The organism is Jiangella rhizosphaerae, assembly GCF_003579925.1.
GTDB classification, from domain to species: domain Bacteria; phylum Actinomycetota; class Actinomycetes; order Jiangellales; family Jiangellaceae; genus Jiangella; species Jiangella rhizosphaerae.
Genome location: NZ_QUAL01000018.1, coordinates 17,744 through 32,120 on the forward strand (window position 1 = coordinate 17,744; position 14,377 = coordinate 32,120).

Annotated in this window: 16 protein-coding genes; 13 read left to right on the forward strand and 3 right to left on the reverse strand. The window is 71.5% G+C overall.

What is annotated here, in order from left to right; translation table 11 throughout:
• Positions 1-11: 11 nt before the first annotated feature.
• From DY240_RS01890 to DY240_RS01910, 5 genes are read left to right on the forward strand one after another with little or no spacing between them, the layout of a single operon-like run.
• Complete coding sequence (locus DY240_RS01890; protein ID WP_119658280.1) at positions 12-473, forward strand: CoxG family protein; 462 nt, start codon at positions 12-14, stop codon at positions 471-473.
• Positions 470-1,273 (forward strand): FAD binding domain-containing protein, encoded by an 804-nt coding sequence (locus tag DY240_RS01895; RefSeq protein WP_119658281.1) that lies wholly within the window; start codon positions 470-472, stop codon positions 1,271-1,273. Before DY240_RS01890 ends, DY240_RS01895 begins: the two co-directional genes overlap by 4 nt.
• Positions 1,270-1,788: a (2Fe-2S)-binding protein gene (locus DY240_RS01900; protein ID WP_119658282.1), complete on the forward strand. Its 519-nt coding sequence runs from the start codon at positions 1,270-1,272 to the stop codon at positions 1,786-1,788. The genes DY240_RS01895 and DY240_RS01900 overlap by 4 nt, the downstream gene beginning before the upstream one ends.
• On the forward strand, positions 1,781-4,057 hold the full coding sequence (locus DY240_RS01905; RefSeq protein ID WP_158602703.1) for a xanthine dehydrogenase family protein molybdopterin-binding subunit: 2,277 nt from the start codon (positions 1,781-1,783) through the stop codon (positions 4,055-4,057). The genes DY240_RS01900 and DY240_RS01905 overlap by 8 nt, the downstream gene beginning before the upstream one ends.
• A gap of 41 nt (positions 4,058-4,098) precedes the next feature.
• Complete coding sequence (locus DY240_RS01910) at positions 4,099-4,824, forward strand: GntR family transcriptional regulator (protein ID WP_119658284.1); 726 nt, start codon at positions 4,099-4,101, stop codon at positions 4,822-4,824.
• 16 nt (positions 4,825-4,840) lie between these two features.
• Here DY240_RS01910 and DY240_RS31580 read toward each other — a convergent pair whose 3' ends face one another.
• Together DY240_RS31580 and DY240_RS01915 are read right to left on the reverse strand one after the other, a co-directional pair.
• Positions 4,841-4,999, reverse strand: coding sequence for a hypothetical protein (locus DY240_RS31580; protein ID WP_158602704.1), 159 nt, complete (start codon positions 4,997-4,999; stop codon positions 4,841-4,843).
• A complete protein-coding gene (locus DY240_RS01915) occupies positions 4,996-5,292 on the reverse strand; it encodes a hypothetical protein (protein WP_119658285.1) in 297 nt (98 codons plus the stop codon). Before DY240_RS01915 ends, DY240_RS31580 begins: the two co-directional genes overlap by 4 nt.
• 65 nt (positions 5,293-5,357) lie before the next feature.
• On the opposite strand from DY240_RS01915, the gene DY240_RS01920 reads away from it, so the two are divergent.
• The 7 genes from DY240_RS01920 to DY240_RS01950 all read left to right on the forward strand — a co-directional run bounded on the left by DY240_RS01920 (position 5,358) and on the right by DY240_RS01950 (position 12,026).
• Positions 5,358-6,578, forward strand: coding sequence for an MFS transporter (locus DY240_RS01920; RefSeq protein ID WP_119658286.1), 1,221 nt, complete (start codon positions 5,358-5,360; stop codon positions 6,576-6,578).
• 85 nt (positions 6,579-6,663) lie between these two features.
• Positions 6,664-7,509 (forward strand): alpha/beta fold hydrolase, encoded by an 846-nt coding sequence (locus DY240_RS01925; RefSeq protein WP_119658287.1) that lies wholly within the window; start codon positions 6,664-6,666, stop codon positions 7,507-7,509.
• Between the two features lie 177 nt (positions 7,510-7,686).
• Positions 7,687-8,226 (forward strand): cupin domain-containing protein, encoded by a 540-nt coding sequence (locus tag DY240_RS01930; protein WP_119658288.1) that lies wholly within the window; start codon positions 7,687-7,689, stop codon positions 8,224-8,226.
• Positions 8,227-8,302: 76 nt separating this feature from the next.
• Positions 8,303-9,316 carry a Bug family tripartite tricarboxylate transporter substrate binding protein gene (locus DY240_RS01935; protein WP_158602705.1) on the forward strand — a complete coding sequence of 338 codons (1,014 nt, stop codon included), beginning with the start codon at positions 8,303-8,305 and terminating at the stop codon, positions 9,314-9,316.
• Between the two features lie 87 nt (positions 9,317-9,403).
• Entirely contained in the window at positions 9,404-10,957 is a 1,554-nt protein-coding gene (locus DY240_RS01940) for a tripartite tricarboxylate transporter permease (RefSeq protein ID WP_119658290.1), read from the forward strand.
• Positions 10,954-11,541 carry a hypothetical protein gene (locus tag DY240_RS01945; RefSeq protein ID WP_119658291.1) on the forward strand — a complete coding sequence of 196 codons (588 nt, stop codon included), beginning with the start codon at positions 10,954-10,956 and terminating at the stop codon, positions 11,539-11,541. Before DY240_RS01940 ends, DY240_RS01945 begins: the two co-directional genes overlap by 4 nt.
• Before the next feature lie 14 nt (positions 11,542-11,555).
• Positions 11,556-12,026 carry a peroxiredoxin gene (locus DY240_RS01950; protein ID WP_119658292.1) on the forward strand — a complete coding sequence of 157 codons (471 nt, stop codon included), beginning with the start codon at positions 11,556-11,558 and terminating at the stop codon, positions 12,024-12,026.
• Between the two features lie 20 nt (positions 12,027-12,046).
• Here the strand turns inward: DY240_RS01950 and DY240_RS01955 are convergent, their stop codons facing one another.
• Complete coding sequence (locus tag DY240_RS01955) at positions 12,047-13,219, reverse strand: MFS transporter (RefSeq protein ID WP_119658293.1); 1,173 nt, start codon at positions 13,217-13,219, stop codon at positions 12,047-12,049.
• A gap of 131 nt (positions 13,220-13,350) precedes the next feature.
• Between DY240_RS01955 and DY240_RS01960 the strand changes: the two genes are divergently transcribed.
• Complete coding sequence (locus DY240_RS01960; protein WP_119658294.1) at positions 13,351-14,259, forward strand: DMT family transporter; 909 nt, start codon at positions 13,351-13,353, stop codon at positions 14,257-14,259.
• Positions 14,260-14,377 lie beyond the last annotated feature (118 nt).

The window sequence follows — 14,377 nt, forward strand, 5'->3', positions numbered from 1 at the left end:
AAGGGGCCCGCATGCCTCGAAACGAGTTCGGCCGCGAGCTGACGGTGTCCGCGGCGCCGGCGCAGGCGTGGGCGACGCTGACCGACGTGCCGGTGCTGGTGTCGTGGATCAGCGTGCTCGAGCAGGCCGAGGAACTGGCCCACCTCGAGCGGTACACGGCGGTGCTGCTGGACCGGCTCGGCCCGTTCAAGCTGCGCGCCGACCTCGCCATCACGCTGAGCGACGTGCGCACCGAGGAGCACGTGACGGTGCACGCCGAGGGCGAGGACCGCCAGGTCGGCTCCCGGCTCGTCGTCGACGCCACCCTCGATCTCGAGCCGGCGGCCGGCGGCGGCACGACGGTGCGCGTGGCCGGCGTGTACGAGGTGAGCGGCAAGGTCGCGGCCATGGGCGGCGGCACCATCACCAAGAAGGCGGAGAAGATCATCAACGAGTTCTTCTCCAACGCCGGGAAGGTGCTGGGCGCCGCATGACGCTGCCGCCGTTCGCCCTGCTGCGACCCACCACACTGGACGACGCGCTGCGCGAGCTGTCCGAGGACTCGGTGCCGTACTGCGGCGGCACCGAGCTCCTGCTCGCCATGCGCGCCGGCCTGCACCGGCCCGCGGCACTGGTCGACCTCAAACGGATCCGAGAGCTGTCCGGGGTGCGGGTCGAGGACGGCGTGCTGGTCATCGGCGCGACCGAGCGGCACGCCGACCTCGCGGCGCACCCCGTTGTCCGGGAACGGCTGCCGGTCTTCGCCCGCATGGAGAAGCACATCGGCAACGCCCGGGTGCGCACCCAGGGCTCCATCGGCGGCAACCTCTGCTTCGCCGAACCGAAGTCCGACGTCGCGACGGTGCTCATGGCACTGGAGGCGTCGGTCACGCTGGCCGGACCCGGCGGCCGGCGCACCGTGCCGGTCGAGGAGTTCGTCGCCGGCCCGTACTACGCGGAGAAGGAGCCCGACGAGCTGCTCGTCGACGTCCGCGTCCCGCTGCGCGACGGGCTGCGCGGCGCGTACGTGAAGTTCCAGACCATGGAGCGTCCGACAGTGGGGGTCGCGGTGCTGGCCGACGACGCCGCCGGCTGGTACCGGCTGGGCGTCGGCGCGGTCGGCGAGGTGCCGCTGGCGTGGTCGTTCGGGTCGCTCGGCGAGATCGACGCCGACGAGGTCGCCGGCTGGGTCGACCCGACGCCGGACCTGTCGGGGTCCGAGGAGTACAAGCGGCACGTCACCGCGGTCTACGTGCGGCGTGCCCTGGCGAGACTGGAGCAGGTGAGCGCATGAGCGAGTCCGCGTCCGAGCCGGTGCAAGGTCCTCCGCGCGTCCCTGTGACCGTCGAGGTCAACGGCGTCAGCGTCGACCGGCAGGTCGAGCCGCGCTCGCTGCTCGCCGACTTCCTGCGCGAGGACCTCGGGCTCACCGGCACCAAGGTGAGCTGCGAACTGCAGGTGTGCGGCGTGTGCACCGTGCTCGTCGACGGCCGGCCGGTCAGCTCGTGCACGTTCCTCACCGCCGACGCCGACGGCGCCGCCGTCACCACCGTCGAGGGGCTGTCCGACGGCCAGACCCTGCACCCGCTGCAGGAGTCGTTCGTCGACCACTTCGCGCTGCAGTGCGGGTTCTGCACGCCGGGCTTCCTCATGATGTCGAAGGCGCTGCTCGACGGCGACGACGTCCCCGACCGCGCGGCCATCGTCGAGCACCTCGAGGGCAACATCTGCCGGTGCACCGGTTACCAGCCGATCGTCGAGGCGGTCGAGCATGCCGCCGAGCGGCTGCGAGGAGGCGCGCATGGGTGAGAACGTCGTCGGCCGGTCGGTGCGCCGTCCGGACCTCGTCGAGAAGGTCACCGGCGCGGCGCAGTACTGCGTCGACGTGACGATGCCCGGCATGGCGCACGCGAAGGTCGTGCGGTCCGATCGCGCGCACGCGCGGATCACCGGCATCGACGTCGCCGAGGCGCTGGCCGGTCCCGGTGTCGTGGCGGTCGTGACGGCCGACGACATCGCGTCGCTGCACGCGCGGTTCGGCCACATCATCGCCGATCATTGGATCCTGGCCACCGGCAAGGTGCGCTACTACGGCGAGCCGGTCGCCGTCGTCGTCGCCGAGACCGTCGCGGCCGCCGCCGACGCCGTCGAGCTGGTCCGGGTCTCCTACGAGGACCTGCCGGCGGTCATGGACGTCGACGCCGCGCTGGCCGACGGTGCGCCGCTGGTGCACGAGCAGAGCTACGAGGCCACCGGCGACGAGTCGTTCAAGAACCTGTCGCACGTCGACGAGGAGACCGCCGAGCCGGCGCTGACGAACCTGGCGCACGAGGTCACCCTCGGCTGGGGCGACGTCGACGCCGCGTTCGCCGAGTCCGCCGCCGTCGTCGAGAACACCGTCCACTTCCCCATGCTCTACGCGTACGCGATGGAGCCGTACAACGCCGTGGCGTCGTACCACGAGGGAGCGCTGAGCGTCGTCTCCACGGCGCAGCACCCGTACATGGTCCGCGACGACCTCGCCCGCGTCTTCGGCCTGCCGCTGGCCCGGGTCCGGGTCACGTCGCCGTACCTCGGCGGCGGCTACGGCTCGAAGTCGTACACCAAGGTCGAGCCGCTGGCGTCGGTGGCGTCCTGGGTCACCGGGCGGCCGGTGAAGCTGACGCTCAGCGTCGAGGAGGCCATCTACACCACCCGCGTCGACTCCGCGCGGATCCATGTCAAGAGCGGCTTCGCCGCCGACGGCACCATCCTCGCGCGCGACTTCGACATCGTCATGGACTCCGGCGCGTACGCCGACAACAGCCCGCTGGTCATGGCCAAGGCGGTGAACCGCTGCTTCGGCCCGTACCGGGTGCCGAACCTGCGCGTCCGCGGCCGGTCGGTCTACACGAACACCGCACCGGCGTCGTCGTACCGCGGGTTCGGCGCGCCGCAGGGCAACCTGGCCGGCGAGACCAACCTCGACCGGGCCGCCGAGCGGCTCGGCATCTCCGGTGCGGACATCCGGCGGCGCAACCTGGTGCGCAAGGGCGAGGAGATCCTGCCCGGCAAGCGCGGCATCGACGCCGACATCCCGGCCGACCTGGAGATGGTCGTCGAGTCGCTGGAGCGCGACCGCAAGGACGTCCCCTACTACGGCATCGGCTTCGGCTGCTCCGCGTCCGACGCCGGCGCGTACCCGATCTCGACGGCCCAGGTGCGCATCCAGATCGACGGATCGGTGCTGGTGCTCAGCGGGTCGACGGAGATGGGCCAGGGCAGCCGGTCGCTGCTCGCCCAGGTCGCCGCCGAGGAGCTGGGCGTCGACCTGTCCGTCGTCACGGTGGTCCAGTCCGACACGTCGGTGACGCCGTACGAGCGGACCACCGGCGCCAGCCGCACGACCACGCTGGTCGGGCTGGCGCTGCAGCGCGCCTGTGCCGACGCCCGCGCCAGGCTGCGCGACATGGCCGCCGAGCTGTTCGAGTGCGCGCCCGGCGAGGTGCGCGACCTGCCCGGCGCGGTGGCCGGCCCCGACGGGCGCGAGCTGAGCTTCGGCGCCGTCGTGCGGCAGTGGTTCGGCGGCTCGGCCGGCGAGGTCACCGGCGTCGGGCTGCTGCGCCGCGACGGCGCGACGCAGAAGATGCCGCCGTTCTGGGAGGTCGGCATGGTCGGCGTCGCGGTCGAGATCGACCCCGAGACCGGCGTCGTCGCCGTCGACCAGCTGGTCACGGTCGCCGACGTCGGCTTCGCCATCAACCCGCGTGCCGTGGAGGGACAGGACCTCGGCGCGGCCACGCAGGGCCTCGGCGGCGCGCTGTACGAGGAGCTCGTCTACGACGGCGCGCAGCTGGCCAACGCCAACGTCGTCGACTATCGCGTCCCCCGGATGAAGGACCTGCCACGAAAGATCGATCTGATGATTGCCGAGCGCAGGGACGGTGTGGGACCGTATGGCGCCAAAGGCGCGGGGGAGGGCACGCTCAACCCCATCGGCGGTGCGGTGGCCGCGGCCGTGGCGCGGGCCGTCGGCCGGTGGCCCGACCGTCTTCCACTCACCCCCGAGCGCGTGTGGCGCCTGATGAGCAGCGATTGACTAATGTATCTTCGAGAAATACCGGAGGCAGGGGAACAATCATGGCGAAGGCGAAGTCCGCCGCAGCGGACAACGGTCAGTCGGCGGGGCAGGAGGTCCTCGACCGGCTCGCCCAGTCCGTGCGGGGCACCTTCCAGACCGTCGAGGACATGACGCAGACGTTCATCCGTGAGGCGATCCTGCAGGGCCACTTCCCTCCGGGGCAGCGGCTGAACCTCGACAACATCGCGGCGACGCTCGGCGTCAGCCGCATGCCGGTCCGGGCCAGCCTGCGCCAGCTCGAGGGCGAGGGCCTGGTCCGCATCCACGCGCATCGCGGCGTCACCGTCTCCGTCCTGCAGCCCGACGAGATCGCCGAGATCTACGAGCTGCGCATCCTGCTCGAGACGTACCTGCTCGAACGGGCGATGCCGCACCTCACCGAGGACATCCTGCGCGACCTTCGCGCGTCGGCCGAGGCCATGGAGGCCGCCGACGACCTCGCCGACGGCCTCGAGATCCGCAAGGACTTCTACGAGAAGCTCTACGCGCTGGCTGAGCGGCCGCGCGCGCTCGCCGAGGCCAAGCACCTGCGCGGCTCCGTCGGCCGCTACCTCCTGCTGCTGCGGGTCACCGAGGAGCACGGCGGCCACCCCGGGCTGCTGTCGCACCTGGAGAAGGGCGACCTCGAGGGCGGCAAGAAGTGGCTGCGCGACCACCTGTCGCACGTGTCCGAGGAGCTGCAGAAGCTGGTCTCCGAGAACGATCCCGCGGCGGCCGGCCGCTGATCGTCGTCGCGGGTGGTCAGGACTCGGGCCGGACGTAGGCGTCCCAGGCCGTGCCGCACTCCTCGCACTGGTAGAGCACGGCGATGAAGCCGCGCGCGTCGGGCTGGTCCGCGCGGCTCAGCTCCACCTTCTGCCCCGAGTCGCACTCGGGGCAGTACTCCTCGGTGACGTTCATGCTTCCTCCAGTCGGTAGGCCACGCCGAACACCAGCAACCCGCCCGCCGTCAGCGTCAGCGGGCCGATCAGCTCGCCGTCGGTGGCGGGGTCGAGGTCGCCGTCCCTGATCGTCAGGACGACGTGCGGCTGGTCGCCGAACTCCGCGCTCATCTTCTGCTTGGTCAGCTCCACGATGTCACCCTCGGCGTGCTCGAGCACGTGCCGGTGGATCGGGTGGCAGGCGGTGCCCGTCGGCGTCGCGTTCGGCGGGAGCGCGGCGTAGACCAGCGAGCGCAACCCGGGTCCGGTCATGGGGGCTCCTTCGACTGTGAGTTTTAGATATCGTATCGAAAATCACGGTTGCCGAGGAGGCATGGATGAGCGACGCGCCGGGCGGCGACGGCCGGAGCCCGCTGCGGCGGCGCGACTTCGCGATCTACTGGTGGGCCGGCATCGTGTCCAGTCCCGGCAACTGGGCCAGCAACGTGTGCGCGTCGGTGCTCATGCTGTCGCTGACCGGGTCGCCGTTCCTGGTGGGCGTCGTCAACTTCGCGATCTTCATCCCGAACCTGCTGTTCAGCCTGCCCGCCGGTGCGCTCGGCGACCGCGTGGAGCGCCGCCGCATGGTCGTCGTCAGCCAGTCGGCGGCGCTCGTGGTGGCGGCGCTGATGGCCGTGCTGAGCGGGCTCGGCGCGCTGACGCCGCTGCTGCTGGTGGTGACCTGCTTCCTGCTGGGCACGGCGAACGCGTTCACCAAACCGCCGATTCTCGCGCTGATCCCGCTGCTGGTGCCCCGTCCGATGGTCGCCCGGGCGACCGCCCTCAACGTCGTGCAGTTCCAGTTCGGGCAGATCGCCGGGCCCGGCATCGCGTCGGTGCTGCTGCTCGCCGCCACGCCGACGTGGGCGTTCGCGCTCAACGCGGCCAGCTGCCTCGGCCCGATCGTGGCGATGCTCCTCATCCGCGTCGACGCCGATGCCGGACGCGGGGAGGTGGCGGCGCCGCGGCGCTCGTCCGGCGGGGTGGCCGAGGGGCTGCGGTTCGTCGCCCGGACCCCGCTGATGCCGGCCATCCTCGCCGCCGTCGTCCTCACCAACGCCGCCGTCGAGGCGTTGCGGACCCTGGCGCCGACGCTGTCCTCGGAGCTCGACCTGCCCGACGCCGCCGGCGTCGTCATCATGGGCAACAGCGTGGGCGCCATGCTCGGCCTGGCCGGCTTCGGGCTGATCGAGCGGGTGCTGCCGCGGCGCTGGATGCTGACGACGGCGTTCGGGCTGCAGGCACTGGGCGCCGCAGTGGTGGCGGTGGGCGGGAGCCTGCCGGTGCTGGCCCTCGGGGCGCTGCCGCTCGGGGTCGGCTTCTCGCTGAGCATCCCGCTGCTGAGCGCGTCACTGCAGATGCTGTCGCCCGATGAGTTCCGCAGCCGGGTCATGGCGGTGTTCTCGATGGCCCACCTGGGGTTGCGGCCGGTGTTCGCGCTCGTCGCGGGCGCGTTGGCGACCGGGTTCGGCGGTGCGGTCGCCCTCGTGGTCTTCGGGGTGATGGCCGCGGTCGTGGCCCTCGTCGTGCGACGGCTGCCGCTGGCCGGCCTGCCGTAAGCCGCCACCCGGCGGCCCGATTCGTCCGTTGACCGCCGCCATCCGTCCCACTAGTTTGGATATTTAATCAAATCCAGGAGGCCAGATGAGCAGAGTTCGGGTGGGGGAGCTGGACATCGCCTATCGGGTGACGGGGGCCGGGCCGGCGCTGCTGCTGGTCGCCGGGACCGGGTACAACGGCGGCACGTGGTGGCCCGGGATGGTCAACGACCTGGCGCGGGAGTACACCGTCATCACCTACGACCACCGCGGCACCGGCCGCACCAGGGGGCCGTCCGGCCCGTTCTCGACCCGGACGCTGGCCCGCGACGCGCTGGGGCTGCTCGCGGCGTTGGGGGTCTCCGGCGCGCACGTGCTGGGCCACTCGATGGGGGGCCGGGTCGCGCAGTGGATGGCGCTCGAGGGCGGAGCCAGGGTCGGCGGGCTGGTCCTGGCCGCCAGCGGGCCCGGGCCGCTGCCCGGCCACGAGGACCGGCACACCCCGGGCATCCCCGTGGCGACGGCGGCCGGGATGGTCGAGCTGGGATACGACGGCTACGTCCGCAGGCTCCAGCGCGACACCTTCTTCACCGAGTCGTATGCGCTGGCCCACCCGGAGCCGGTCGACTGGCTGTTCGACGCGTTCTGGGCGGGCCGGCCGACGGTGACCGACTACTTCCGGCACGTCATGGCGCGGCAGCAGCACGACACCGTCGAGCTGCTGCGGCTCATCGCCCACCCCACCCTGGTGCTCGTCGGCGACGAGGACGCGCACGCCGGCGGCACCGGCTCACATCTGGAGCAGTCGCTGTATCTGGCTCGCGCTCTGCCGTCCGCGACGCTGTCCGTGATTCCCGGCGTCAAGCACGGCTATTTCTGGGAGGCGCCGGTGGAATCGGTCGGCCGGGTCAAGCGCTGGCTGGCCGGAGTTGACACCGTCGTCACGTCATAGAAGCAGGTCAGCCATCTAGTGTCGACGGATCGAGCGAGTCACCCGAGACCATTGACCCAGCTTCTGTATCATGTATCCTCTCCTCAGAGCTCCCGGAAAAGTGACGCCCGTCATGGTGGAGCGTCGCGGAGGCTCCCATCCCGATCCAGGTCGGACGCACAGGAAGAAGGCCATCGCATGACTGTGGAACCGCAGAGCAAGTCCGTGCCGGACCTCGCCGACATCGAGCGTCGCGAGCAGCCGCTGAGCGGTGCGCGCAACAGTGAGATGGGGCAGCGGGAGACGTGGAACAAGAAGAACCCGCCCACGGAGGCCGTGCTCATCAAGGACCTCCGGACCACGGAGCTGACGCCCCGCGAGTACCGGAACACCAGCGCTCGGTTCTACCGTCTCGGCCACGACATCCGCCTGCAGCCGCACCTGAGCGAGCTCCCGCCCGGCGGCGCGTCGGTGAACCACCGGCACACCACCGAGGCCGTCATCTACATCGTCAAGGGCTTCGGCCACTCGATCATCAGCTGGGACGGCGTCAACGAGCAGCGCATCGACTGGGAAGAGGGCGACCTGTTCAGCTTCCCGGTGTGGATGTGGCACCAGCACTTCAACGACAGCGAGACCGACACCTGCCGCTACCTCGCCGTCCAGGACACCTTCTCGATGAAGGCGCTCGGCCTGCACGCCATCGAGCGCTTCCCCGAGGGCGGTACGGACAAGTAGCCGGCCGACCCTCCCGATCGTCCACCGCGAGCGAAGTGGGGAACGTGCAATGCGAGGGCTACACGCGAAAGGCCTGATGCTGGCCGGGACCGCCGCGGCGGCCGCGCTGGTGCTGGCGGCGTGCGGCAGCGACGCCGCGTCGCCGACCGCAGGCAGCGAGGACGAGGACCCGGCCGCCTTCTACGAGGGCAAGACCCTCACCATGATCGTGCCCTACAACCCCGGTGGCGGGTTCGACAGCTACCTCCGGCTGCTCGTGCCGTATCTGGAGGAGCAGCTGCCCGACACCACGATCCGGGTGGAGAACCAGCCGGGCGGCGGCGGGCTGATCGGCGCCAACGCCGTCTACCAGGCGGAGCCGGACGGCCTCACCGTCGGTCTCATCAACTACCCCGGCGCGGTCTTCGCCGAGGTCACTGGGACTGACGGCGTCACGTTCGAGAGCACCGAATGGACGCAGTACGGCCGGCTCGGCGCGCTGCCTCCACTGGTGTACACGGCGCCGGACTCCGAGTACACGTCGTTCGAGGACATCCTCGACGCGAGCGACACCGTGAAGTTCGGCCTCGGCGGCGTGGGCTCGGACGCCTACTACGTCGCCGTCGCCATCTCCAACGTGTTCGACTTCCCGCACGAGATCATCGGCGGGTACCCGGGCAGCAACGAGGCCGACGCCGCGCTGCTGGCCGGTGAGGTCGACGTGTCGGTGAACTCCGGCGGCGCGGGCGTGCTCATGGTCGAGGGGTCCGGGGCGCACGGCGTGGTCGCGGTGAGCAACGAGCCGCTCGAGCAGCTGCCCGACGTCCCGGTGATCGGCGACTTCGGCGACGACTCGCAGAAGGAGCAGCTGGCCCCGCTCGCCTCCATCTACGACCTGGAGCGGATGGTCGTCGGGCCGCCCGGCGTTCCGGAGGACCGTGCCGACTTCCTGGCCGAGGCGATCTTCGCCGCGGCGTCGGAGAGCGGCTACGCGGAGGAGATGGAGGCCGCGAGCTACCCGGTGAACGCACTGAACCGCGCTGACACCATGGAGCTCTCCAGCACGGTCAACGAGTCGATCGAGTCGCTGGCCGACCTGCTGGCGGACTGAGACGACAGGCGCGGGGTCGTGCGTCGGCGGACGCGCGGCCCCACGCCCGGCACGGACCCGAACACCCGCATGTAACGGAGTTCCGCTATGGGCCAGGCCCTTCTCGACGGTCTGCTGATGCTGCTCGAGCCGATGTCGCTGGTGTACCTCACCATCGGCATGGCGATCGGCCTCGTCTTCGGCTTCCTGCCGGGCCTGGCCGGTCTCGCCACGCTCGCCCTGCTGATGCCGGTGATCATCGGGATGGAGCCCGTGCAGGGCCTGGCGTTCATCCTCGGTGCCTACGGCGCGCAGTCGTTCGGCGGGTCGATCACCTCGATCCTGTTCAACGTCCCGGGCTCGGGGGAACAGGTCGTCACGACGTTCGACGGCTACCCCATGGCGCGCAAGGGGCAGGCCGGCCGCGCGCTCGGCGTCTCGGCCGCGTCCAGCGCGTTCGGCGGCATGTTCGGCGTCGTCATCCTGCTGCTGGCGATCCCGGTCGCGCTGCAGCTCATCACCTACCTGCGGCCGCCGGAGATCTTCGCGCTGGGCATCGTCGGCATCATGGTCATGGGCGTCTCCAGTGCCCGCACGAAGATCAAGGGCATCATCTCCGGCGCGCTCGGCCTGATGCTGTCGTTCATCGGACTCGACCCCATCACCGGCATCGCCCGCATGACCTTCGGGCACCTCGAGCTGAACAGCGGCCTCGGCATCACCGCGATGACGATGGGGCTGTTCGCCGTCACCGAGATGCTCGTCCTCTACACCCGCGGCCAGGCCATCGCGGCGCAGGCACCCGCGCAGACCAGCCGCGCGAAGGGCAGCCGCGTCATCGACGGTGTCTGGGACACCGTCCGCAACTGGAAGATGGTCATCCAGGGCGGCGTCATCGGCTCGATCTGCGGCCTGGTGCCCGGCATGGGCGGCACGGTCGCGATGTTCGGCGCGTACGGCTACGCCAAGGCGCGCTCGAAGGACCCCGACTCCTTCGGCAAGGGCAACCCGGTCGGCGTCCTGGCTCCGGAGTCGGCCAACAACGCCAAGGAGGGCGGCTCGTTCGTGCCGACGCTCGCGTTCGGCATCCCGGGCTCGTCCGGCATGGCGCTGGTCATCGTCATCCTGCTGATCCTCGGTTACGTGCCGGGACCGCAGATGATCGACAACCACATGGACATCGTGTTCCTCATCGCGTGGATCTGCGCGCTGAGCAACGTCCTCGCCAGTGTCCTCGGCCTCGCCATGGCGCCGTTGTTCGCGAAGCTGGCGTTCCTGCGGCCGCAGCTGCTGGCGCCGCCCCTGGTCGCCGTCTCGCTGATCGGCGCGTTCGTCGACACCCGGTTCATGCTGAGCGTGCTCATCGCGGTGATCGCCGGGTTCGCCGGCTACGTGCTGCGGGCGCTCGGCTACTCGCTGGCCGGGGTGATCCTCGGGTTCGTGCTGGGCCCCATCGTCGACCAGAACCTCGGCCTGGCCCTGCAGCTCTACGGTTCGGGCTTCGTGCTGCGGCCCATCACGGCCGCGATCCTCAGCCTGACGGTGGTCGCCGTCCTGTGGGGCCCGGTGCGCAAGGCCCTGCGGCGGCCGAAGGACGAGTCCGGCGGACCGGGCGGCGGCGCCGTCGTGGCCGCCGGTGAGGCAGGTGGGAGCAACCGATGAACGAACGCCGGTTCGAGCTGATCGTCTCGTGGATCCTGCTCGCCTTCGTCCTCTGGTATCTGGCGACGATGGCGTCGTACCCCGACAACGCCGGTCGGGTGCCGGTCATCACGGCCGCCGTCGCGGCGGCGGCGCTGGTGGTGCAGATCGCGACGCTGCACCTGCGCCGCCGCAGGCCGGCAGCGGACGGGGAACCGCACCTGCCGCACCTCGCCGAGGCCGTCCTCGACCGCGCCGACGCGCGCACCGAGGGGCACGACGTCCAGCATCCGCACCTGGCCGAGGAGCTCGAGGACGAGCTGGAGAAGGACTCCTACGACACGCTGATCGCGATCACGGGGGTCAGGCGCCGCCGGTTCCTCGCGATGGCCGCGTTCTGCGTGCTGTTCTACGTCGGCATCCTGGTCGCCGGGTTCGTGGTCACGACCGGCGTGCTCATCGCGGCGATCATGCTGTCGGCCAAGGAGCGGCTCCACGTCGCCCTGATCGGCGGCCTGGCCGGCGCCGCTGCGGCCTACGGCCTGGTGGTCCTGCTGATGGGGCTGCAGCCGTGGACCGGTTACCTCTTCGTCGGCCTCACCTAGACCCTGGAGCAGGCATGCCCACTCGGCTCGCACCCGGCGACGTCGCGCCCGTCTTCACCCTGCCCACGGCCGGCGGCGGCAGCGTCAGCCTCGCCGGCTACCGCGGCCGCCACGTCGTCGTCTACTTCTACCCGAAGGCGATGACGAGCGGCTGCACGACACAGGCCTGCGACTTCCGCGACTCGCTGGCCTCCTTGGCGGCCGCCGGGTACGACGTCGTCGGCATCTCTCCCGACCCGCTGGAGCGGCTGGCCGAGTTCGCGGCGAAGGAGCGCCTGACGTTCCCGCTGGCCTCCGACCCGTCGGCGACGACCCTGGCCGCGTGGGGTGCGTACGGCGAGAAGGTGAAGGACGGCCGCACGGTCACCGGGGTCATCCGGTCGACGGTGGTGGTCGGTCCGGACGGCCGGGTGGAGCTGGCCCGCTACGACGTCGCGGCCGACGGCCACGTCGCCGCGTTGCGTACCGAGCTCGGCCTGGACTGACCGCGCCGGTCTGGGAAGCGTCAGTTCGCCGTCACGCGGTCGCGGCGGGCGCTCCAGGTGGCGGCGAGCACGAACGCCAGCCCGATGCCGGCGGCCACCGGGAACCCGACCGCCAGCCCGGCCGCACCGATGAGCGGGCCGATCGCCACCGGCGCGACGGTGGCCGCCGCCTGGTTGACGCCCGAGCGCAGGCCGAGCGCCAGGCTGCGCTGCTCCGGCGGCGCCGCGTCGCTCATCAGCGTGATCAGCATCGGCAGGCTCAGCCCCTGGCCGATCCCCACCAGCGCGGCGGCCAGATAGCACAACGGCATCGTGTCGAACACCGGCGAGACCGCGACGCCCAGGCAGCCCAGCGCGAGCGCGACGGACGTGACGGCCACCGGCGTGCCGAGCCGGGCGATGCGGCCGGTGAAGAACGAGGTCACGGTGGCGACGACCGCCATCGCCGAGATGACGCTGCCGGCGACGGTGGGCGAGACGCCGTGGCCGACCAGGTAGAGCGGGAAGAACGACGACCACGCCGCCGGGACCCAGAGCCGGTTGAAGGTCAGGAACATGACGGTCTGGATCCGGCTCAGCCGCATCAGGCCGAGCGCCGCGCCGAACCCGGAGCCGGTGTCCGCGGCCGCCGGTGCCCGGCCGACGTCGAGCAGGCCGAGGCTGACGGCGAAGAAGACCGCGCCGAGGGCCACGACCATCGCGAACCCCGCTCGCGGGCCCTGCCAGCCGGCCAGTGCGCCGGCGAGGATCGGGCTGACGATCTGGCCGAGGTTGGCGACGGAGCTGAACCGTCCGGCGTCGTGGCTGCGGTGCGACCCGCCGCGCAGCCCGGCGGCGTAGGACTGGCCGCCGATCCAGCCGAGCGGCCGCACGACGCCCATCAGCGCCTGCAGTACGAACAGCAGCCACAGCGACGACGCCGCCATCATGCCGACGCCCACGAGCGCGGTGGCGGCGGTCCCGAGCTGGATCGACCGCTTGGCGCCGACGCGGTCCATGAACGCGCCCATCGGCACCGACAGCACCGTCTCGAACAGCGCCTTCACGCCGATCAGCAGGCCGATGACGCCCACGCCGGCGCCGAGCTCGTCGGCCCGCAGGGGCACCAGCAGATAGAGGACGGCGTTCATGCTGAGGCCGAAGCCGCCGACGGCGTAGGCCAGGAACCGGTGACGTGCCGCTACCTCGCTCACGATCGGCGGACCCTCCGTAGCTCTCGCTGAACCGGCAGAGTTCGGATAACATATTCAAAATCAGAGAGCCGGGTCAAGGGGCCCGCGACGATGGTGGTGCACTGTCCCCGTGCGAGACGGCGGTGGCTCGGATGGGTGACGGCCTGGCGCTCGTCGCGCTCGTGCTGTTCGCGGCGAACGCGTTCGTCGTGCGCGCCGCCAGTCGCCGCCTGGAGCAGGGGCTCGGGTTCCTCGTCTCGCTGGCGACGAACGTCGTGGCCGGCGGTGCGCTGCTGGCGGGTCAGCTGCTGCTGCGGCCCGAGCCGTTGCGGGTCGACTGGTCCGCCGCCGCGATGTTCCTGGTGGCCGGGGTGTTCTCGGCCTACCTCGGCCGGCGCGGTTACTTCAGGTCCGTCGAGACGCTCGGGCCGTCGCGGGCCAGCGCGGTGCAGGCGGCGAACCCGATGTTCACGATGGTCTTCGCCTGGGTGCTCCTCGGCCAGGCGCTGGGCTGGGCCGACGTCGCGGCGATCCTCGTCGTCGTGCTCGGCGTCTACCTGACCAACCGCCGGCCGGACCGCTCGACGCCGTCCGGTCCGCCGCAGGCCGACGAGCCCGCCCGGCAGCGGCTGGCGCTGCTCGCGCCGGCGGTCGTCGCGACCGCGTCGTATGGGCTGGGCAACGTGCTGCGCGGCGCCGCCGTCGACGACTGGACCGAGCCGATCGCCGGCGGCGTGCTGGGGGCGGTCGCCGGCACCGCGGCGTACCTGGCGTTCCACGTCTCGCCGCGCGGCTTCGTCGCCCGCGTGCGGCGGGCCGACCGGCGCGGCGTCGCCTGGTGGACGCTGACCGGCGGGCTGACCATCGGCGGCCAGATGAGCGTGATCGGCTCGGCGGCGCACATCGACGTCGCGGTGGCCGTCGCCATCTCGTCGGCGCTGCCGATGATCGTGATCCCGGTGAGCGTGATCGTGCTGCGGATCCGCGAGGCCGTCACCATGGTGACGGTGCTCGGCGCCGCGCTCATCACCGGCGGTGTCGCCTGGCTCGTCGTGTGGTGACGCACGAGCGCCTAGGCTCCCTGTGAGGGCCTTGCACACCGGCGGCGACCGGGGGCCGGAGGCTCCCGCGAGCCGTCGGTCGAGAGCGCGAGGCGGATAGAGAGCGGACTGTGTCGTG